Raw genomic sequence first — 17,246 nt, forward strand, 5'->3', positions numbered from 1 at the left:
GATGCGCAGCGCCTGATGATCTCGTCTTACGCCCGGTCCGCGGCGTGCGGACGTTGCCGGAATTGATTGGCCGGTCGGGTCGCTGCCGGCGCCGGCGGGCCGTGCAGCCGGCGCAACCAGCCCCGGCCGAGATAGCCGAGGAAACGCGCCCAGCGCTGGGCCTGCCAGTACGGCGTGGTGCCGATCGACACCTGCCGGAAATCGAACGCCTTGGCATTCGACCAGGCGTCGCATTCGGTCTTGACCGAATCGTCGTAGAACGCGGTGATCTTCTCCTCGCCCATGCCGTCGGTGGCGAGCCAGGTCGGGATGTGGACGTTGCAGAGCTGGGCCACGTCGGTGAACACCTTGTCGGTCCCGGTGCCGGTGACCGGGCAGGTGCTGGCGAAGGCGTCGCCGACCAGCACGACGCCGGCCTGCCGATAGCCGGTGCTGACATAGACGTCGGCGGGCCTGATCTTGATGTCGCCGGCAATGCCGAATTCGCCGGTCAATCGGCGCAGCCGCGGCAGCGCGGCGTTCAGCGTCTCGACCGGATTGCGCCGCATCGCCCGCAGCCAGGGATCGTCGGCCGGGCGGTAGGTGAAGAGGTTGGCGCGCATCCGGTTTCCGACCGGAAACAGCGTGATGTACGGGATGAGGTCGCTTGGCCGCTCCGAAAAATAGGTCATGGCCGCGAACGGGAAGGCGGGGCGGCCGACGGGGACGAAATCGAACCCGAGCGAGATCGAGTGGCAGTGGCTGGTGACCAGCCGTTCGATGCCGAGCATCCGGCGCAGCCCGACATTCAGGCCGTTGGCGAGCACGATGAGGCGCGCCGAGATCTCCTCGCCACCAGCGAGCACGATCTTCTGCCGCTCGGAGCTGGTCGCGACCTCGACCACCTTGTCGCAGACGAATTCCGCCGACCCCGCGATTTCGGCCCGGATCGCCGCGATCAGGTCGTCGTACATGATGCCGTATTGCCGGCTCGGCTGCCGATCGAGCAGGTGGCCGAATCGCGCGATCCAGTTCTCGCCGTCCAGCGTCGCCGAACGGAGCACGGATTCGGCCAGCCCGGTCCTGGCGAACCGCGCAAGCTGGAGGTCGCCGCCGATCTTTTCGACGCGGAAATCGAATGGATAGACCTGGTGAGGGTCGATCAGGAGGCTCGGTATCCCGGCACGGCCGAGCATGGCGGCTGCGGTCGAGCCCGCAAGACCTCCGCCGATGATCGCGATGTCGGTGTACCGCATGAGAGCTTTCCGTGGCCGTGACCGCGATTTTTGCGCTGCGAATGGCAAATAAAGGCTTAGTTTCGAAGTTTGCCTTCGGGACTAAGTTGGGGAGAGTTGTTTCTATTCTTATTTTACCCGGATGAAATATGATTCCGCTGATAGGCCGGAGATTCGGATTGGAGCGAGGGGAGGCGTGGCGGCTGCCACATTTCGCCTTGCCCCGAGCGTCGGAGAAATGCGAAATCCGCAAGTGCCAGAGGCATTTCTTTGCTTGTCGTTTTGCTTGACTTCACTATCTCTCGATTATACAAGGCGCCCACTTAACGACAGGCGGTGAGCTCGCCAGCGTCGGAACGGAACACCCCGAAGGCCCTTTTTCAGGAGCCGGACGGGCACCAACCTCGACGAATGCCGCTCAAACGCTGTCGATGATAGCTAGGCAATGCCAGGACGATATTGGTTCTCTTGAGCTCGTCCTCTTGAGATTGATTTCGGATGCATGACCTCGGTGGCGGACTGAACAGCGAACGCTGATCGGTTCGGGATCGCGGTCCTCTGTGGCGTCGAAGCGCTTTCCGCTCAGCGATGAGTGGTTGGCGCGATTTCGCTTTGCGCGGGTATTTGATTCGCGTCGAGCGGGCCGTACGGGACGGCTTTTCCCGAGAAGAATTGGCGCAGCCATTCAAGGCTTCGCGAACTAAAGGGTGAAGGCTACATGCCGACGATCAACCAGCTGATCGCAAAACCGCGTGAAGTGCAGAAGTCGCGTAAGAAGGTGCCGGCGCTGCAGCAGTCGCCGCAGAAGCGCGGCGTGTGCACGCGCGTCTACACCACGACCCCGAAGAAGCCGAACTCGGCGCTTCGCAAGGTCGCCAAGGTGCGCCTGACCAACGGCTTCGAGGTGATCGGCTACATCCCGGGTGAAGGCCATAACCTGCAGGAGCACTCGGTGGTCATGATCCGCGGCGGTCGCGTCAAGGACTTGCCCGGCGTGCGCTACCACATCCTCCGCGGCGTGCTGGATACCCAGGGCGTCAAGAACCGTAAGCAGCGCCGTTCGAAGTACGGCGCAAAGCGTCCGAAGTAAGCGGGAAACGATCAGATGTCGCGTCGCCACTCTGCTGAGAAGCGTGAAGTTCTTCCGGATCCGAAGTTCGGGAACGTCATCATTACGAAGTTCATGAACTCGGTGATGTACGCCGGGAAGAAGTCGGTCGCCGAAAACATCGTCTACGGTGCGCTCGGCATGATCGAAGCCAAGACCAAGCAGCCGCCGCTCGGCGTGTTCGAGCAGGCGCTCGAGAACGTCATGCCGACCATCGAGGTCCGTTCCCGCCGCGTCGGCGGCGCGACCTACCAGGTTCCGGTCGAAGTGCGTTCGGTGCGCCGTCAGGCGCTCGGCATCCGCTGGCTGATCTCGGCCGCCCGCGAGCGCAACGAGAAGACCATGACGGAGCGTCTCTCGGCGGAGCTGCTCGACGCCTCGAACAATCGCGGCAACGCCGTCAAGAAGCGCGAAGACGTGCACCGGATGGCGGAAGCCAACCGCGCGTTCTCGCACTATCGCTGGTAAGGCGAATAACGGAATTTAAGGAACAGTCTCATGCCCCGCCAACATGCCATCGAGGACTACCGCAACTTCGGTATCATGGCGCATATCGACGCCGGCAAGACCACGACCACCGAACGCATCCTGTATTACACCGGCAAGAGCCACAAGATCGGCGAAGTGCACGAAGGTGCCGCGACGATGGACTGGATGGAGCAGGAGCAGGAGCGTGGCATCACGATCACCTCGGCTGCGACCACCGCGTTCTGGAACGGCAAGCGCCTGAACATCATCGACACCCCCGGCCACGTCGACTTCACCATTGAAGTCGAGCGTTCGCTGCGCGTGCTCGACGGCGCCGTTTGCGTTCTCGACTCCAACCAGGGCGTCGAGCCGCAGACCGAGACCGTCTGGCGCCAGGGCGACAAGTACAAGGTTCCGCGCATCGTCTTCGCCAACAAGATGGACAAGACCGGCGCCGACTTTTTCAAATGCCTGTCCGACATCGTCGACCGCCTCGGCGCCAAGCCGATCGCGATCCAGCTTCCGATCGGCGCCGAGAGCAACTTCAAGGGTCTCGTCGACCTCGTGAAGATGAAGGGCGTCATCTGGAACGATGAATCGCTCGGCGCCAAGTTCGACTATGTCGACATTCCGGAAGATCTGGTCGAGCAGGCCAAGGAATACCGCGAGAAGATGGTGGAAGCCGCCGTCGAGCTCGACGACGACGCCATGGCCGCCTATCTCGACGGCAAGGAGCCGGACGAGGCGACCCTGAAGCGCCTGATCCGCAAGGCCGTGCTGACCGGCGCGTTCTACCCGGTGCTGTGCGGCTCCGCGTTCAAGAACAAGGGCGTGCAGCCGCTGCTCGACGCCGTCGTCGACTATCTGCCGTCGCCGATCGACGTGCCCGCGATCAAGGGCACCGATGAGGACGGTAACGAAGTCGTACGCAAGGCGGACGACAAGGAGCCGCTGGCGCTGCTCGCGTTCAAGATCATGGACGACCCGTTCGTCGGCACCATCACGTTCTGCCGCATCTATTCCGGCGTTCTGCAGTCGGGCACCGGCGTGGTGAACTCGACCCGCGAGAAGAAGGAACGTATCGGCCGCATGCTGCTGATGCATGCGAACAACCGCGAAGACATCAAGGAAGCCTATGCCGGCGACATCGTCGCGCTGGCGGGCCTGAAGGAAGCGCGCACCGGCGACACGCTGTGCGATCCCGACAAGCCGGTCATCCTCGAGAAAATGGAATTCCCGGAGCCGGTGATCGAGATCGCGATCGAGCCGAAGTCGAAGGCCGACCAGGAAAAGCTCGGCGTGGCGCTGGCCAAGCTCGCGGCGGAGGATCCGTCGTTCCGCGTGTCGACCGACACCGAGTCCGGCCAGACCATCCTCAAGGGCATGGGCGAACTGCATCTCGACATCAAGGTCGACATCCTCAAGCGTACCTACAAGGTCGACGCCAACATCGGCGCGCCGCAGGTGGCGTTCCGTGAGCGCGTCACCAAGAAGGCCGAAGTCAAGTACACGCACAAGAAGCAGACCGGCGGTACCGGTCAGTTCGCCGAAGTGTCGATCGTCGTCGAGCCGAACGAGCCCGGCAAGGGCTATGAGTTCGAATCGAAGATCGTCGGCGGTGCGGTGCCGAAGGAATACATCCCCGGCGTCGAAAAGGGCCTCAACAGCGTGATGGGCTCCGGCGTGGTCGCCGGCTTCCCGGTGGTGGACGTCAAGGTGCAGCTGGTCGACGGCAAGTACCACGACGTCGACTCCTCGGCGCTGGCGTTCGAAATCGCGTCGCGGGCTGCGTTCCGCGAGGCGCTGACGAAGGGCAAGTCCGTTCTGCTCGAGCCGATCATGAAGGTCGAGGTCGTGACCCCGGAAGACTACACCGGTTCGGTCATCGGCGACCTGAATTCCCGGCGCGGCCAGATCCAGGGCCAAGACATGCGCGGCAACGCCAACGTCATCAATGCGATGGTGCCGCTCATGAACATGTTCGGTTACGTGAACAACCTGCGCTCGATGAGCCAGGGGCGCGCGACCTTCACCATGCAGTTCGATCACTACGCCGAAGCTCCGGCGAACGTGTCGGCTGAAGTCCAGAAGAAGTTTGCCTGATTGTCGTTGATGGCAGTCAACGATTGAACGGAGAGTCAAATGGCCAAAGCTAAATTCGAGCGTAACAAGCCCCACTGCAACATCGGCACCATCGGTCACGTCGACCATGGCAAGACCTCGCTGACCGCAGCGATCACCAAGGTGCTCGCAGAAACCGGCGGCGCGACGTTCACCGCCTACGACCAGATCGACAAGGCGCCGGAAGAGAAGGCGCGCGGCATCACGATCTCGACCGCTCACGTCGAGTACGAGACGCAGAACCGCCACTACGCTCACGTCGATTGCCCCGGCCACGCCGACTACGTGAAGAACATGATCACCGGCGCTGCCCAGATGGACGGCGCGATCCTGGTCGTGTCGGCTGCTGACGGCCCGATGCCGCAGACCCGCGAGCACATCCTGCTCGCCCGCCAGGTCGGCGTGCCCGCGCTGGTCGTGTTCCTCAACAAGTGCGACATGGTCGACGATCCGGAGCTGCTCGAGCTCGTCGAGATGGAAGTCCGCGAGCTGCTCTCGAAGTACGAATTTCCGGGCGACGACATTCCGATCATCAAGGGCTCGGCGCTCGCCGCCCTCGAAGACAAGGACAAGAAGCTCGGCCACGACGCCATCCTCGAGCTGATGCGCAATGTCGACGAGTACATCCCGCAACCGGAGCGTCCGATCGACCAGCCGTTCCTGATGCCGGTTGAAGACGTGTTCTCGATCTCGGGCCGCGGCACCGTCGTCACCGGCCGTGTCGAGCGCGGCGTGATCAAGGTCGGCGAGGAAATCGAAATCGTCGGTATCCGCGACACCCAGAAGACCATCGTCACCGGCGTCGAAATGTTCCGCAAGCTGCTCGATCAGGGCCAGGCCGGCGACAACATCGGTGCGCTGCTCCGCGGCACCAAGCGCGAGGAAGTCGAGCGTGGCCAGGTGCTGTGCAAGCCCGGTTCGGTCAAGCCGCACACCAAGTTCAAGGCTGAGGCCTACATCCTCACCAAGGAAGAGGGCGGTCGTCACACCCCGTTCTTCACCAACTACCGTCCGCAGTTCTACTTCCGCACCACCGACGTGACCGGTGTCGTGCATCTGCCGGAAGGCACCGAGATGGTGATGCCGGGCGACAACATCGCGATGGAAGTGCACCTGATCGTGCCGATCGCGATGGAAGAGAAGCTGCGCTTCGCGATCCGCGAAGGCGGCCGCACCGTCGGCGCCGGCGTCGTCGCCGCGATCATCGAGTAACTACGCGAATAGGGAATGGCGAGTAGCGGGTGGGTCACCATTCGCTATTCGCTACTCGCCACTCACTAAAGAAAGAATACGGCAATGAACGGCCAAAATATTCGCATCCGTCTCAAGGCGTTCGACCATCGAATCCTCGATACGTCGACCCGCGAGATCGTGAACACGGCGAAGCGCACCGGTGCGCAGGTTCGCGGACCGATTCCGCTGCCGACCCGCATCGAGAAGTTCACCGTCAACCGTTCGCCGCACGTTGACAAGAAGAGCCGCGAGCAATTCGAGATGCGCACCCACAAGCGCCTCCTCGACATTGTCGACCCGACCCCGCAGACCGTCGATGCGCTGATGAAGCTCGACCTGGCCGCCGGTGTCGACGTCGAGATCAAGCTCTAAGGTTTTGGATTTTTACGTCCGCCGCTTGCGGACAGAAAGACAGGAAGCACGCCGATGCGCTCCGGAGTGATCGCACAAAAGGTCGGGATGACGCGGGTCTTTACGGAGACCGGCGAACATATCCCTGTGACCGTGCTGAAGTTGGGCAACTGCCAGGTGCTGGGCCACCGCACGACCGAGAAGAACGGCTATGTCGCGCTTCAGCTCGGCTCGGGCGCCCGCAAGACCGTGTACATGCCCAAGGCCGAACGCGGCCAGTTCGCGGTCGCCAAGGTCGAGCCGAAGCGCAAGGTCGCCGAGTTCCGCGTGTCCGAGGACGCGCTGATCCCGGTCGGCGCGGAAATCCAGGCGGACCATTTCGTGGTCGGCCAGTTCGTCGACGTGACCGGCACCTCGATCGGTAAGGGCTTCGCCGGCGGCATGAAGCGCTGGAATTTCGGCGGTCTGCGCGCCACCCACGGTGTGTCGATCTCGCACCGTTCGATCGGTTCGACCGGTGGCCGTCAGGACCCCGGCAAGACCTGGAAGAACAAGAAGATGCCCGGCCACATGGGCGTCGACCGCATCACCACGCTCAATCTGCGCGTGGTGCAGACCGACGTCGAGCGCGGCCTGATCCTCGTCGAAGGCGCCGTTCCCGGCTCCAAGGGCGGCTGGATCTCGGTGCGCGACGCCGTCAAGAAGCCGCTGCCGAAGGAAGCCCCGAAGCCCGGCAAGTTCAAGGTTGCCGGCGGCGAGGCTGTCGAGGCTGCGGCCGAGAAGGAGGGCGCGTGAGATGGAACTGAAAGTCACGACCCTTGAAGGCAAGGACGCCGGATCCGTTCAGCTCTCTGACGCGATCTTCGGCCTGGAGCCGCGCGCCGACCTCATCCAGCGCTGCGTGCAGTGGCAGCTGAACAAGCGTCAGGCCGGCACCCACAAGGCCCAGGGCCGCGCCGACGTCTGGCGCACCGGCAAGAAGATGTACAAGCAGAAGGGCACCGGCGGCGCCCGTCACGGCTCGGCCCGCGTGCCGCAGTTCCGCGGCGGTGGCCGTGCGTTCGGTCCGGTGGTTCGCTCCCATGCGACCGACCTGCCGAAGAAGGTGCGCGCGCTGGCGCTCAAGCATGCGCTGTCGGCCAAGGCCAAGGACGGCGGGTTGATCGTGATCGACAACGCCGCGCTCGAGGCCGCCAAGACCAAGGCGCTGCTCGGTCACTTCTCCGGCCTCGGGCTCACCAACGCGCTGATCATCGACGGCGCCGAGCTCAACGCCGGTTTCGCGACCGCGGCCCGCAACATCCCGAACATCGACGTGCTGCCGATCCAGGGCATCAACGTCTACGACATTCTCCGCCGCCACAAGCTGGTGCTGACCAAGGCTGCGGTTGATGCGCTGGAGGCGCGCTTCAAATGAAGAACATCGACCCGCGCCATTACGACGTGATCGTCGCTCCTGTCGTGACCGAAAAGGCGACGCTCGCCTCCGAGCACAACAAGGTGCTGTTCAAGGTCGCCAGCAAGGCGACCAAGCCGCAGATCAAGGAAGCGGTCGAGAAGCTGTTCGACGTCAAGGTGAAGAGCGTCAACACCCTCGTTCGCAAGGGCAAGACCAAGGTGTTCCGCGGCAATCTCGGCTCGCAGTCGGACACCAAGCGCGCGATCGTGACCCTGGAAGAGGGCCACCGCATCGACGTGACTACCGGACTATAAGGCGCAACGACGATGGCATTGAAAACCTACAATCCCACGACGCCGGGCCAGCGCCAGCTGGTCATGGTCGATCGTTCGGCGCTCTACAAGGGCAAGCCGGTGAAGACCCTGACCGAGGGCAAGCTCGGTAATGGCGGTCGCAACAACACCGGTCGCATCACCGTGCGTTTCCGCGGCGGCGGCCACAAGAAGGCCTACCGCACCGTCGACTTCCGCCGCGACAAGGTGGACGTGCCGGCGGTCGTGGAGCGGCTCGAATACGATCCGAACCGCACCGCGTTCATCGCGCTGATCAAGTATCAGGACGGCGAGCTGGCCTACATCCTGGCGCCGCAGCGTCTGGCGGCGGGCGACACCGTCGTCGCCGGCAACTATGTCGACGTCAAGCCGGGCAACGTCATGCCGCTCGGCAACATGCCGGTCGGCACCATCGTGCACAACATCGAGCTGAAGATCGGCAAGGGCGGTCAGCTGGCGCGTTCCGCCGGCACCTACGCCCAGATCGTCGGCCGCGACCAGGACTACGTCATCGTCCGCCTGAACTCGGGCGAGCAGCGTCTGGTGCACGGCCGTTGCCGCGGCACGATCGGCGCGGTCTCGAACCCGGACCACATGAACATCTCGATCGGCAAGGCCGGTCGTACCCGCTGGCTCGGCTGGCGTCCGCACAACCGCGGCGTCGTCATGAACCCGATCGACCATCCGCACGGCGGTGGTGAAGGTCGTACCTCGGGCGGTCGTCACCCGGTTACTCCGTGGGGCAAGCCGACCAAGGGCAAGAAGACCCGCACCAACAAGTCGACCAACAAATTCATTCTCCTCAGCCGCCACAAGCGGAAGAAGTAAGGAACGCCGGACATGGTTCGTTCAGTCTGGAAAGGCCCGTTCGTCGAGGGTTCTCTGCTCAAGAAGGCAGATGCCGCCCGCGCGTCCGGCCGTCACGACGTCATCAAGATCTGGAGCCGCCGCTCCACCATCCTGCCGCAGTTCGTCGGCCTGACCTTCGGTGTCTACAACGGCCAGAAGCATGTGCCGGTGGCGATCAACGAGGAAATGGTGGGTCACAAGTTCGGCGAGTTCTCGCCGACCCGGACCTTCCACGGCCACTCGGGCGACAAGAAAGCCAAGAAGGCTTGAGGAATAGACGATGAGCAAACCAAAGCGCGAACGTAGCCTCGCGGACAATGAGGCCAAGGCCGTCGCCCGCATGCTGCGCGTCAGCCCGCAGAAGCTGAACCTGGTGGCGCAGCTGATCCGCGGCCGCAAGGCGTCCGCTGCGCTCGCCGACCTGCAGTTCTCGCGCAAGCGGATCGCGGTCGACGTCAAGAAGTGCCTGGAATCGGCGATCGCCAACGCCGAGAACAACCATGACCTCGATGTCGACGATCTCGTCGTTGCCGAGGCGCATGTCGGCAACGGCATCGTGATGAAGCGTTTTGCTCCGCGCGGCCGTGGCCGTTCGGGCCGTGTGTTCAAACCGTTCTCGCACCTGACCATCGTGGTTCGTCAGGTCGAGGCCGAGGCAAGCGCCTAAGAAGGGCGCAGGAGAAGACGATGGGTCAAAAGATCAATCCAATCGGGCTGCGTCTCGGCATCAACCGGACCTGGGACTCCCGTTGGTTCGCCGGCAAGCAGGAATACGGCAAGCTCCTGCACGAGGACGTCAAGATCCGCGAGATCCTGCACAAGGAGCTCAAGCAGGCGGCTGTCGCCCGCATCGTGATCGAGCGTCCGCACAAGAAGTGCCGCGTGACGATCCACTCGGCCCGTCCGGGCGTCGTGATCGGCAAGAAGGGCGCCGACATCGACAAGCTGCGCAAGAAGGTTGCCGACATCACCTCGTCGGACGTCGTGATCAACATCGTCGAGATCCGCAAGCCGGAGCTCGACGCGACCCTGGTCGCCGAATCGATCGCCCAGCAGCTCGAGCGCCGCGTTGCGTTCCGCCGCGCCATGAAGCGTGCCGTGCAGTCGGCGATGCGTCTCGGCGCCGAGGGCATCCGCATCAACTGCTCGGGCCGTCTCGGCGGCGCCGAAATCGCGCGCATGGAGTGGTATCGCGAAGGTCGCGTGCCGCTGCACACCCTGCGCGCCGACGTCGACTACGGCGTTGCCACCGCGTTCACGACCTTCGGCACCTGCGGCGTCAAGGTCTGGATCTTCAAGGGCGAGATCCTCGAGCACGATCCGATGGCCCAGGACAAGAAGATGGCCGAAGGCGACAACACGCCGCGTTCGCGCCGCGACGCCGCTTGAGGCAAAGCAGGAATTTGAGGGCTTAAAGCCATGATGCAACCTAAGAAAACGAAGTTCCGGAAGGCGCATAAGGGCCGTATCCACGGCGTTGCGACCTCTGGCGCGACGTTGGCGTTCGGCCAGTTCGGCCTGAAGGCGATGGAGCCTGAGCGCGTCACCGCCCGTCAGATCGAAGCCGCCCGCCGCGCGCTGACCCGTCACATGAAGCGCGCCGGCCGCGTCTGGATCCGCGTGTTCCCGGACGTGCCGGTGTCGAAGAAGCCCGCCGAAGTCCGCATGGGCTCCGGCAAGGGTGCGCCGGAATTGTGGGTGGTCCGGATCAAGCCGGGCCGCGTGATGTTCGAGATCGACGGCGTGCCGGTGCAGACCGCCAAGGAAGCACTGTCGCTCGCCGCCGCCAAGCTGCCGATCAAGACGCGCTTCGTCGCGCGCATTGCGGAGTAATCGCCATGGCCGAGATGAAAGTTGAAGACATTCGCGCGATGAGCGACGACCAGCGGGAAGACGCGGTCCTGAACCTGAAGAAGGAACGCTTCAACCTGCGTTTCCAGCGCGCCACCGGGCAGCTGGAGAACACCTCGCGGATGCGGGAAGCCCGCCGCGATATCGCTCGTATCAAGACCATCGCCGCGCAGCTGCGCGCGAAGAAGAAGTAAGGGGCCGCTATGCCGAAACGTACTCTGCAGGGCGTGGTCGTCAGCGACAAGCAAGCCAAGACGATCGTGGTGCGCGTCGATCGCCGCTTCACCCACCCGATCTACAAGAAGACGATCCGCCGTTCCAAGAACTACCACGCGCACGACGAGAACAACCAGTTCAAGCCGGGCGACATGGTCTGGATCGAGGAATCGAAGCCGATCTCGAAGCTGAAGCGCTGGACCGTGGTCCGGGGCGAACACAAGAAAACGGCCTGATTTCTTCGGCCTGGCCGAAGTACTTCAGGGAAATTTTGAGCGCGCTAAAGCGCAGAAAGAGGACGAGGTGCATCAATGATTCAGATGCAGACCAACCTCGACGTGGCCGATAATTCTGGCGCACGCCGTGTCATGTGCATCAAGGTTCTTGGAGGTTCCAAGCGCCGCTATGCCACCGTGGGCGACGTTATCGTTGTGTCGATCAAGGAAGCCATTCCGCGTGGCAAGGTGAAGAAGGGCGACGTTATGAAGGCCGTCGTGGTCCGGGTCCGCAAGGACATCCGCCGCGCCGACGGTTCGGTGATCCGTTTCGACCGCAACGCCGCCGTGCTGATCAACAATCAGTCCGAGCCGGTCGGCACCCGTATCTTCGGGCCGGTGCCGCGCGAGCTGCGCGCCAAGAACCACATGAAGATCATTTCGCTCGCGCCGGAGGTGCTGTGATGGCTGCCAAGATCCGCAAGGGCGACAAGGTGATGGTGCTCACCGGCCGCGACAAGGGTCGCACCGGCGAGGTGTTCGAGGTGCGTCCGGACGAGAACAAGGCGCTGGTTCGCGGCATCAACATGGTGAAGCGTCACCAGAAGCAGAGCCAGACCCAGGAAGGCGGCATCATCTCCAAGGAGGCGCCGATCCACCTGTCCAACATTGCGTATGTCGGCAAGGACGGCAAGCCGACCCGCATTGGGTTCAAGATTCAGGCCGATGGCAAGAAGGTTCGTGTTGCCAAGAGCTCGGGAGCAGAGATCGATGGCTGATACCGCTTACATTCCGCGCCTGCGCACGGAGTACGACAAGAAGATCCGCGGCATGATGACCGAGAAGTTCGGTTATGCCAACGTGATGCAGGTGCCGCGGCTCGACAAGGTCGTGCTGAACATGGGCGTTGGCGATTCCGTCAACGACCGCAAGAAGGCCGAGACCGCCGCCGCCGAGCTGACCCAGATCGCCGGCCAGAAGGCGATCGTGACCTATTCGCGGATCGCGATCGCGACCTTCAAGCTGCGTGAGAACCAGCCGATCGGCTGCAAGGTCACGCTGCGCAAGGCCCATATGTACGAGTTCATCGACCGCCTGGTGAACGTGGCGCTGCCCCGCGTCCGTGACTTCCGCGGCCTGAACCCGAAGAGCTTCGACGGCCGCGGCAACTATTCGCTCGGCATCAAGGAGCACATCATTTTCCCCGAGATCGACTTCGACAAGGTCTCGGAAGCGCGTGGCATGGACATCACGGTCTGCACCACCGCCAAGACCGACGACGAGGCGCGCGCCTTGTTGACCGCTTTCAATTTCCCGTTCCGGCAGTGAGTAGCTGAGCCAAAGCCACTCAAACGCGGATACCCAGGAGCCAAGCATGGCAAAGAAGAGTTCAGTCGAGAAGAACAACCGGCGCAAGCGGATGGCGAAGAACGCCGGCCCGCGCCGCGAGAAGCTGAAGGCGATCATCGCCGACAAGACCAAGCCGATGGAAGAGCGCTTCGCGGCGACGCTGAAGCTCGCCGAGATGCCGCGCAACTCGTCGCCGACGCGGATCCGCAACCGTTGCGAGCTGACCGGGCGTCCGCGCTCGAACTATCGCAAGAACAAGCTCTCGCGCATCGCGCTGCGTGAACTCGGCTCCAAGGGCCTGGTTCCCGGCCTCGTGAAGTCGAGCTGGTAAGGGGAGGGTCGGAACCATGTCTACGCACGATCCGATCAGCGATCTCATCACCCGCATCCGCAACGCGCAGATGCGTTCGAAGTCCAAGGTCTCGAGCCCGGGCTCGAAGATGCGCGCCAACGTGCTCGAAGTGCTGAAGTCCGAGGGTTACATCCGCGGCTACGCCAGCGTCGAGCATGCCTCGGGCCGCAGCGAGCTCGAGATCGAGCTGAAGTATTTCGACGGCGAGCCCGTCATCCGCGAGATCGAGCGGGTGTCGAAGCCGGGCCGCCGCGTTTACGCCTCGGTGAAGAACCTGCCGCGCGTGAACAACGGTCTCGGCATTTCGGTGTTGTCGACGCCGAAGGGGATCATGGCTGACCACGAGGCGCGCGACGCCAACGTGGGCGGCGAAGTTCTCTTCACGGTGTTCTGAGGAAGGATTTTACGATGTCACGTATCGGCAAGCGGCCGGTGGCGATCCCGTCGGGTGTGACGGCGACCGTCGAGGGCCAGACGGTGAAGGTGAAGGGGCCGAAGGGCCAGCTTCAGTTCGTCGTGCATGACGACGTCGAGGTGAAGTTCGAGAACGGCCAGGTCAAGGTCGCTCCGCGCGTCAAGACCAACCGCGCGCAGGCGATGTACGGCACCGCGCGCGCGCAGGTCGCCAACCTCGTCGAGGGCGTCACCAAGGGCTTCGAGAAGAAGCTCGAGATCACCGGCGTCGGCTACCGCGCCGCGATGCAGGGCAAGAACCTGCAGCTCGCGCTCGGCTACAGCCACGACGTGGTCTACGCGATCCCGGAAGGCATCACCATCGCGGTGCCGAAGCCGACCGAGATCACGATCACCGGCAACGATCCGCAGCGCGTCGGCCAGGTCGCCGCCGAGATCCGCGCCTACCGTCCGCCGGAGCCCTACAAGGGCAAGGGCGTGAAGTACGCCAACGAATTCATCTTCCGCAAGGAAGGCAAGAAGAAGTAACGGAGCCGGTCATGTCACTCAAGGTTACGAATGCCCGGCGCAAGCAGCGCGTGCGCCTTGCAATTCGCCGCTCGGCTGGCGGCCGTCCGCGGCTGTCGGTGTTCCGCTCGTCCAAGCACATCTACGCCCAGGTCATCGACGACCAGAAGGGCGAGACGCTGGCGTCCGCCTCGTCGCTGGAGAAGACCATGCGCGACGCCGGCAAGACCGGCGCCGACATCGATGCGGCGAAGGCGGTCGGCAAGCTGCTCGCCGAGCGCGCGGCGCAGAAGGGTGTCAAGGAAGTCGTGTTCGATCGCGGCGCCTACATCTATCACGGGCGCGTCAAGGCGCTCGCGGATGCGGCGCGTGAAGGCGGATTGAGCTTCTAAACGAATCGAACGATTACAAGGAAAGAGGCTTCGGGCCTCCTAGAGATTGGAAAACACCATGGCAGGTGAACGCGAACGCGGCGGACGCGAACGGAGCAGGGAGCGCGAGGAGCGCGACAGCGAGTTCGTCGACAAGCTCGTCCACATCAATCGCGTGGCGAAGGTCGTCAAGGGCGGCAAGCGCTTCGGCTTTGCGGCGCTGGTCGTGATCGGCGATCAGAAGGGCCGGGTCGGTTTCGGCCACGGCAAGGCGCGCGAAGTGCCGGAAGCGATCCGCAAGGCGACCGAATCGGCGAAGCGCAACCTGACTCGCGTCGCGCTGCGCGAAGGCCGCACGCTGCATCACGACATCGCCGGCCGTCATGGCGCCGGCCGCGTCTATCTGCGTGCCGCTCCGGCCGGTACCGGCATCATCGCCGGCGGCCCGATGCGCGCGGTGTTCGAGACGCTCGGCATCCAGGACGTGGTGGCGAAGTCGATCGGCTCGTCGAATCCCTACAACATGGTTCGCGCGACCTTCGACGCGCTGAAGCATCAGGATTCGCCGCGCTCGGTGGCTGCGCGCCGCAACATCAAGGTCTCCACCCTGCAGTCGCGCCGCGTCGGCGGCGACGCTGAAGCGGTGGCGGAATAACCCCGCGCGACCAGCGCTTTCTGGAGTTCAAGACGATGGCCAAGGCCAGCAAGACGATCAAGGTCGAGCAGACCGGCAGCGCGATCCGCCGCCATCACTCGCAGCGTTCGACGCTGATCGGCCTCAAGCTCAACAAGATCGGCCGGGTTGCCGAGCTGCAGGACACCCCTGAAGTTCGCGGCATGATCAGCAAGGTTCAGCATCTCGTCCGCGTCGTCGGCGAGTAAGCAGAGATAAGGAGAAGGGCGATGAAGCTCAGCGATATCGCCGACAACGCCGGCTCGCGCAAGAAGCGCATGCGTGTCGGCCGTGGCATCGGTTCCGGCAAGGGCAAGACCTCGGGCCGCGGCGGCAAGGGCCAGACCGCGCGTTCGGGCGTCCGCATCAAGGGTTTCGAAGGCGGCCAGATGCCGATGCATCGCCGTCTGCCGAAGCGCGGCTTCAACAACATCTTCCGGCTCGACTTCGCCGAGATCAATCTCGACCGTCTGCAGGAAGCGATCGACAATAAGCTGGTCGATGCGGGCGCGACGGTGAACGTCGAGACGCTGGTCAAGGCCGGCGTGCTGCGCCGCGCCAAGGACGGCCTGCGGCTGCTGCTCGGCCGCGGCGAAATCAAGGCCAAGCTGACCATCGAAGTGCACGGCGCTTCCAAGTCGGCCATTGCCGCGGTCGAGAAGGCCGGCGGCTCGGTCAAGATCCTGGCCCCCGCCAAGGAAGAAGGCGAAGCCGCGTAACATCTGCGTCATTGCCCGCGGCCTGCGCGGGCAATCCGCAGATCGAATGATGGACTTATCGAGGCCGAGCACCAGATAATGTCCGGTGTCTGCCGACCACCCCAACAGAACGAGTTCTCGGGGCGGTGGGCATAGGGGGCTCCGGGAGAAAGCCGAACATGGTCTCAGCAGCCGAACAACTCGCAGCCAACCTCAATTTCGGATCTCTGGCGAAAGCCGACGAGCTGAAGAAGCGCATCTGGTTCACGCTGGGTGCGCTGCTTGTTTATCGGCTGGGCACCTACATCCCGCTGCCGGGCATCGATCCCAACATCTGGGAGCAGGTGTTCCGCAGCCAGTCCGGCGGCATCCTCGGCATGTTCAACATGTTCGCCGGCGGCGGCATCCACCGCATGGCGATCTTCGCGCTCAACATCATGCCGTACATCTCGGCATCGATCATCGTGCAGCTGTTGACCACCGTGTCGCCGCAGCTCGAGGCGCTGAAGAAGGAAGGCGAGGCGGGCCGCAAGACGCTGAACCAGTACACCCGCTATCTGACGGTGATCCTGGCGCTGTTCCAGTCCTACGGTATCGCGATCGGCCTCGAAGGCGCCGGCAATGTCGTCAGCGACCCCGGCATGTTCTTCCGGATCTCGACCGCGATCACGCTGACCGGCGGCACCATGTTCCTGATGTGGCTCGGCGAGCAGATCACCTCGCGCGGCATCGGCAACGGCATCTCGCTGATCATCCTGTCCGGCATCGTCGCCGAGCTGCCGTCGGCACTCGCCAACATGCTGGAACTCGGCCGCCAGGGCGCGATGTCGACCGGCCTGATCCTGATCGTCATCGTGATGGCGGTCGCGGTGATCGCCTTCATCGTGTTCATGGAACGCGCCCAGCGCCGGCTGCTGATCCAGTATCCGAAGCGCCAGGTCGGCAACAAGATGTTCGAGGGCCAGTCCTCGCATCTGCCGCTCAAGCTCAATACCTCCGGCGTGATTCCGCCGATCTTCGCCTCGTCGCTGCTGCTGCTGCCGACCACGGTTGCGAACTTCAACGCCGGCAAGGGTCCGGAGTGGTTCCAGTGGCTCACCACCCAGCTCAGCCACGGCCGCCCGCTGTTCCTGCTGCTCTATCTGGCGCTGATCGTGTTCTTCGCCTTCTTCTACACCGCGATCGTGTTCAACCCGACCGAGACCGCGGACAATCTCAAGAAGCATGGCGGCTTCATCCCGGGCATCCGGCCCGGTGAGCGCACCGCGGAATACATCGACTACGTGCTGTCGCGCATCACGGTGCTCGGTGCGATCTATCTGGCGATCGTCTGCCTGATTCCCGAAATTCTGATTTCCTACGCTTCGGTCCCGTTCTACTTTGGCGGCACCTCGCTCCTGATCGTCGTCAGCGTGACGATGGATACGGTGTCGCAGGTGCAGGGCTATCTGCTCGCTCATCAGTATGAAGGGCTGATCAGGAAGTCGAAGCTCAGGGGAGGCCGCCGCCGCTGATCGCGGCGCG

General features: G+C 63.5%; 27 protein-coding genes. 26 read left to right on the forward strand and 1 reads right to left on the reverse strand.

Features of this window, described 5'->3' with window-relative positions; all coding sequences use genetic code 11:
* Positions 1 to 26: 26 nt before the first annotated feature.
* Positions 27 to 1,235, reverse strand: a complete 1,209-nt coding sequence (locus tag ACVINW_RS27525; protein ID WP_456754194.1) for an FAD-dependent oxidoreductase — start codon at positions 1,233 to 1,235, stop codon at positions 27 to 29.
* A 697-nt stretch (positions 1,236 to 1,932) separates the two neighbouring features.
* Here ACVINW_RS27525 and rpsL point away from each other — a divergent pair.
* The 26 genes from rpsL to secY all read left to right on the forward strand — a co-directional run bounded on the left by rpsL (position 1,933) and on the right by secY (position 17,236).
* The gene (rpsL, locus tag ACVINW_RS27530) at positions 1,933 to 2,304 is read left to right on the forward strand and encodes a 30S ribosomal protein S12 (protein ID WP_028168167.1); all 372 of its coding nucleotides are present in this window, start codon (positions 1,933 to 1,935) and stop codon (positions 2,302 to 2,304) included.
* Positions 2,305 to 2,319: 15 nt separating this feature from the next.
* Positions 2,320 to 2,790 carry a 30S ribosomal protein S7 gene (gene rpsG / locus ACVINW_RS27535; RefSeq protein ID WP_050402248.1) on the forward strand — a complete coding sequence of 157 codons (471 nt, stop codon included), beginning with the start codon at positions 2,320 to 2,322 and terminating at the stop codon, positions 2,788 to 2,790.
* Between the two features lie 30 nt (positions 2,791 to 2,820).
* The gene (gene fusA / locus ACVINW_RS27540) at positions 2,821 to 4,893 is read left to right on the forward strand and encodes an elongation factor G (RefSeq protein ID WP_456754195.1); all 2,073 of its coding nucleotides are present in this window, start codon (positions 2,821 to 2,823) and stop codon (positions 4,891 to 4,893) included.
* 39 nt (positions 4,894 to 4,932) lie between these two features.
* On the forward strand, positions 4,933 to 6,123 hold the full coding sequence (tuf, locus tag ACVINW_RS27545) for an elongation factor Tu (RefSeq protein ID WP_021081658.1): 1,191 nt from the start codon (positions 4,933 to 4,935) through the stop codon (positions 6,121 to 6,123).
* Between the two features lie 84 nt (positions 6,124 to 6,207).
* On the forward strand, positions 6,208 to 6,516 hold the full coding sequence (gene rpsJ, locus ACVINW_RS27550) for a 30S ribosomal protein S10 (RefSeq protein ID WP_002712302.1): 309 nt from the start codon (positions 6,208 to 6,210) through the stop codon (positions 6,514 to 6,516).
* A gap of 54 nt (positions 6,517 to 6,570) precedes the next feature.
* Positions 6,571 to 7,290, forward strand: a complete 720-nt coding sequence (rplC, locus tag ACVINW_RS27555; RefSeq protein ID WP_456754196.1) for a 50S ribosomal protein L3 — start codon at positions 6,571 to 6,573, stop codon at positions 7,288 to 7,290.
* 1 nt (position 7,291) lies between these two features.
* Entirely contained in the window at positions 7,292 to 7,912 is a 621-nt protein-coding gene (gene rplD, locus ACVINW_RS27560) for a 50S ribosomal protein L4 (protein WP_456754197.1), read from the forward strand.
* Entirely contained in the window at positions 7,909 to 8,208 is a 300-nt protein-coding gene (locus ACVINW_RS27565) for a 50S ribosomal protein L23 (RefSeq protein ID WP_376964080.1), read from the forward strand. The genes rplD and ACVINW_RS27565 overlap by 4 nt, the downstream gene beginning before the upstream one ends.
* A gap of 12 nt (positions 8,209 to 8,220) precedes the next feature.
* Entirely contained in the window at positions 8,221 to 9,054 is an 834-nt protein-coding gene (rplB, locus tag ACVINW_RS27570) for a 50S ribosomal protein L2 (protein ID WP_050402252.1), read from the forward strand.
* Positions 9,055 to 9,066: 12 nt separating this feature from the next.
* Entirely contained in the window at positions 9,067 to 9,345 is a 279-nt protein-coding gene (gene rpsS, locus ACVINW_RS27575; RefSeq protein ID WP_018272137.1) for a 30S ribosomal protein S19, read from the forward strand.
* 10 nt (positions 9,346 to 9,355) lie between these two features.
* A complete protein-coding gene (gene rplV / locus ACVINW_RS27580) occupies positions 9,356 to 9,742 on the forward strand; it encodes a 50S ribosomal protein L22 (protein WP_018272136.1) in 387 nt (128 codons plus the stop codon).
* Positions 9,743 to 9,762: 20 nt separating this feature from the next.
* The gene (rpsC, locus tag ACVINW_RS27585; protein ID WP_018272135.1) at positions 9,763 to 10,464 is read left to right on the forward strand and encodes a 30S ribosomal protein S3; all 702 of its coding nucleotides are present in this window, start codon (positions 9,763 to 9,765) and stop codon (positions 10,462 to 10,464) included.
* Positions 10,465 to 10,494: 30 nt separating this feature from the next.
* Entirely contained in the window at positions 10,495 to 10,908 is a 414-nt protein-coding gene (rplP, locus tag ACVINW_RS27590; protein WP_016843752.1) for a 50S ribosomal protein L16, read from the forward strand.
* Positions 10,909 to 10,913: 5 nt separating this feature from the next.
* Complete coding sequence (gene rpmC / locus ACVINW_RS27595; RefSeq protein ID WP_021081654.1) at positions 10,914 to 11,120, forward strand: 50S ribosomal protein L29; 207 nt, start codon at positions 10,914 to 10,916, stop codon at positions 11,118 to 11,120.
* 9 nt (positions 11,121 to 11,129) lie between these two features.
* Positions 11,130 to 11,378, forward strand: coding sequence for a 30S ribosomal protein S17 (rpsQ, locus tag ACVINW_RS27600; RefSeq protein WP_016843754.1), 249 nt, complete (start codon positions 11,130 to 11,132; stop codon positions 11,376 to 11,378).
* A gap of 75 nt (positions 11,379 to 11,453) precedes the next feature.
* Positions 11,454 to 11,822, forward strand: a complete 369-nt coding sequence (gene rplN, locus ACVINW_RS27605; RefSeq protein WP_011473865.1) for a 50S ribosomal protein L14 — start codon at positions 11,454 to 11,456, stop codon at positions 11,820 to 11,822.
* The gene (gene rplX, locus ACVINW_RS27610) at positions 11,822 to 12,136 is read left to right on the forward strand and encodes a 50S ribosomal protein L24 (protein WP_456754198.1); all 315 of its coding nucleotides are present in this window, start codon (positions 11,822 to 11,824) and stop codon (positions 12,134 to 12,136) included. Before rplN ends, rplX begins: the two co-directional genes overlap by 1 nt.
* On the forward strand, positions 12,129 to 12,686 hold the full coding sequence (rplE, locus tag ACVINW_RS27615) for a 50S ribosomal protein L5 (RefSeq protein WP_106318314.1): 558 nt from the start codon (positions 12,129 to 12,131) through the stop codon (positions 12,684 to 12,686). The genes rplX and rplE overlap by 8 nt, the downstream gene beginning before the upstream one ends.
* Positions 12,687 to 12,732: 46 nt before the next feature.
* Entirely contained in the window at positions 12,733 to 13,038 is a 306-nt protein-coding gene (gene rpsN, locus ACVINW_RS27620; RefSeq protein WP_016843757.1) for a 30S ribosomal protein S14, read from the forward strand.
* Positions 13,039 to 13,054: 16 nt separating this feature from the next.
* Positions 13,055 to 13,453 (forward strand): 30S ribosomal protein S8, encoded by a 399-nt coding sequence (gene rpsH, locus ACVINW_RS27625; protein WP_021081651.1) that lies wholly within the window; start codon positions 13,055 to 13,057, stop codon positions 13,451 to 13,453.
* Positions 13,454 to 13,467: 14 nt separating this feature from the next.
* A complete protein-coding gene (gene rplF / locus ACVINW_RS27630; protein WP_024578581.1) occupies positions 13,468 to 14,001 on the forward strand; it encodes a 50S ribosomal protein L6 in 534 nt (177 codons plus the stop codon).
* A gap of 11 nt (positions 14,002 to 14,012) precedes the next feature.
* Positions 14,013 to 14,372: a 50S ribosomal protein L18 gene (gene rplR, locus ACVINW_RS27635; protein WP_456754199.1), complete on the forward strand. Its 360-nt coding sequence runs from the start codon at positions 14,013 to 14,015 to the stop codon at positions 14,370 to 14,372.
* Between the two features lie 58 nt (positions 14,373 to 14,430).
* Positions 14,431 to 15,006, forward strand: coding sequence for a 30S ribosomal protein S5 (rpsE, locus tag ACVINW_RS27640; RefSeq protein WP_139862949.1), 576 nt, complete (start codon positions 14,431 to 14,433; stop codon positions 15,004 to 15,006).
* Between the two features lie 35 nt (positions 15,007 to 15,041).
* Complete coding sequence (gene rpmD, locus ACVINW_RS27645; RefSeq protein WP_024578582.1) at positions 15,042 to 15,233, forward strand: 50S ribosomal protein L30; 192 nt, start codon at positions 15,042 to 15,044, stop codon at positions 15,231 to 15,233.
* A gap of 21 nt (positions 15,234 to 15,254) precedes the next feature.
* On the forward strand, positions 15,255 to 15,743 hold the full coding sequence (rplO, locus tag ACVINW_RS27650; protein ID WP_456754200.1) for a 50S ribosomal protein L15: 489 nt from the start codon (positions 15,255 to 15,257) through the stop codon (positions 15,741 to 15,743).
* Between the two features lie 158 nt (positions 15,744 to 15,901).
* Positions 15,902 to 17,236 (forward strand): preprotein translocase subunit SecY, encoded by a 1,335-nt coding sequence (secY, locus tag ACVINW_RS27655; RefSeq protein ID WP_456754201.1) that lies wholly within the window; start codon positions 15,902 to 15,904, stop codon positions 17,234 to 17,236.
* Positions 17,237 to 17,246: the final 10 nt, after the last annotated feature.

This window comes from Bradyrhizobium sp. USDA 4461 (assembly GCF_054055655.1).

Coding starts and splice junctions, on each gene's coding strand:
- rplC (WP_456754196.1), top strand. CDS start 6,571: ATGCGCTCCGGAGTGATCGCACAAAAGGTCGGGATGACGCGGGTCTTT.
- rplR (WP_456754199.1), top strand. CDS start 14,013: ATGTCACTCAAGGTTACGAATGCCCGGCGCAAGCAGCGCGTGCGCCTT.
- rplB (WP_050402252.1), top strand. CDS start 8,221: ATGGCATTGAAAACCTACAATCCCACGACGCCGGGCCAGCGCCAGCTG.
- rpsL (WP_028168167.1), top strand. CDS start 1,933: ATGCCGACGATCAACCAGCTGATCGCAAAACCGCGTGAAGTGCAGAAG.
- rplN (WP_011473865.1), top strand. CDS start 11,454: ATGATTCAGATGCAGACCAACCTCGACGTGGCCGATAATTCTGGCGCA.
- rpmC (WP_021081654.1), top strand. CDS start 10,914: ATGGCCGAGATGAAAGTTGAAGACATTCGCGCGATGAGCGACGACCAG.
- ACVINW_RS27565 (WP_376964080.1), top strand. CDS start 7,909: ATGAAGAACATCGACCCGCGCCATTACGACGTGATCGTCGCTCCTGTC.
- rplD (WP_456754197.1), top strand. CDS start 7,292: ATGGAACTGAAAGTCACGACCCTTGAAGGCAAGGACGCCGGATCCGTT.
- tuf (WP_021081658.1), top strand. CDS start 4,933: ATGGCCAAAGCTAAATTCGAGCGTAACAAGCCCCACTGCAACATCGGC.
- rpsE (WP_139862949.1), top strand. CDS start 14,431: ATGGCAGGTGAACGCGAACGCGGCGGACGCGAACGGAGCAGGGAGCGC.
- fusA (WP_456754195.1), top strand. CDS start 2,821: ATGCCCCGCCAACATGCCATCGAGGACTACCGCAACTTCGGTATCATG.
- rpsS (WP_018272137.1), top strand. CDS start 9,067: ATGGTTCGTTCAGTCTGGAAAGGCCCGTTCGTCGAGGGTTCTCTGCTC.
- rpsC (WP_018272135.1), top strand. CDS start 9,763: ATGGGTCAAAAGATCAATCCAATCGGGCTGCGTCTCGGCATCAACCGG.
- rplE (WP_106318314.1), top strand. CDS start 12,129: ATGGCTGATACCGCTTACATTCCGCGCCTGCGCACGGAGTACGACAAG.
- rpsJ (WP_002712302.1), top strand. CDS start 6,208: ATGAACGGCCAAAATATTCGCATCCGTCTCAAGGCGTTCGACCATCGA.
- rpsG (WP_050402248.1), top strand. CDS start 2,320: ATGTCGCGTCGCCACTCTGCTGAGAAGCGTGAAGTTCTTCCGGATCCG.
- rpsN (WP_016843757.1), top strand. CDS start 12,733: ATGGCAAAGAAGAGTTCAGTCGAGAAGAACAACCGGCGCAAGCGGATG.
- rpsH (WP_021081651.1), top strand. CDS start 13,055: ATGTCTACGCACGATCCGATCAGCGATCTCATCACCCGCATCCGCAAC.
- ACVINW_RS27525 (WP_456754194.1), bottom strand. CDS start 1,235: ATGCGGTACACCGACATCGCGATCATCGGCGGAGGTCTTGCGGGCTCG.
- rplF (WP_024578581.1), top strand. CDS start 13,468: ATGTCACGTATCGGCAAGCGGCCGGTGGCGATCCCGTCGGGTGTGACG.
- rpsQ (WP_016843754.1), top strand. CDS start 11,130: ATGCCGAAACGTACTCTGCAGGGCGTGGTCGTCAGCGACAAGCAAGCC.
- rplP (WP_016843752.1), top strand. CDS start 10,495: ATGATGCAACCTAAGAAAACGAAGTTCCGGAAGGCGCATAAGGGCCGT.
- rplV (WP_018272136.1), top strand. CDS start 9,356: ATGAGCAAACCAAAGCGCGAACGTAGCCTCGCGGACAATGAGGCCAAG.
- rplO (WP_456754200.1), top strand. CDS start 15,255: ATGAAGCTCAGCGATATCGCCGACAACGCCGGCTCGCGCAAGAAGCGC.
- rplX (WP_456754198.1), top strand. CDS start 11,822: ATGGCTGCCAAGATCCGCAAGGGCGACAAGGTGATGGTGCTCACCGGC.
- rpmD (WP_024578582.1), top strand. CDS start 15,042: ATGGCCAAGGCCAGCAAGACGATCAAGGTCGAGCAGACCGGCAGCGCG.
- secY (WP_456754201.1), top strand. CDS start 15,902: ATGGTCTCAGCAGCCGAACAACTCGCAGCCAACCTCAATTTCGGATCT.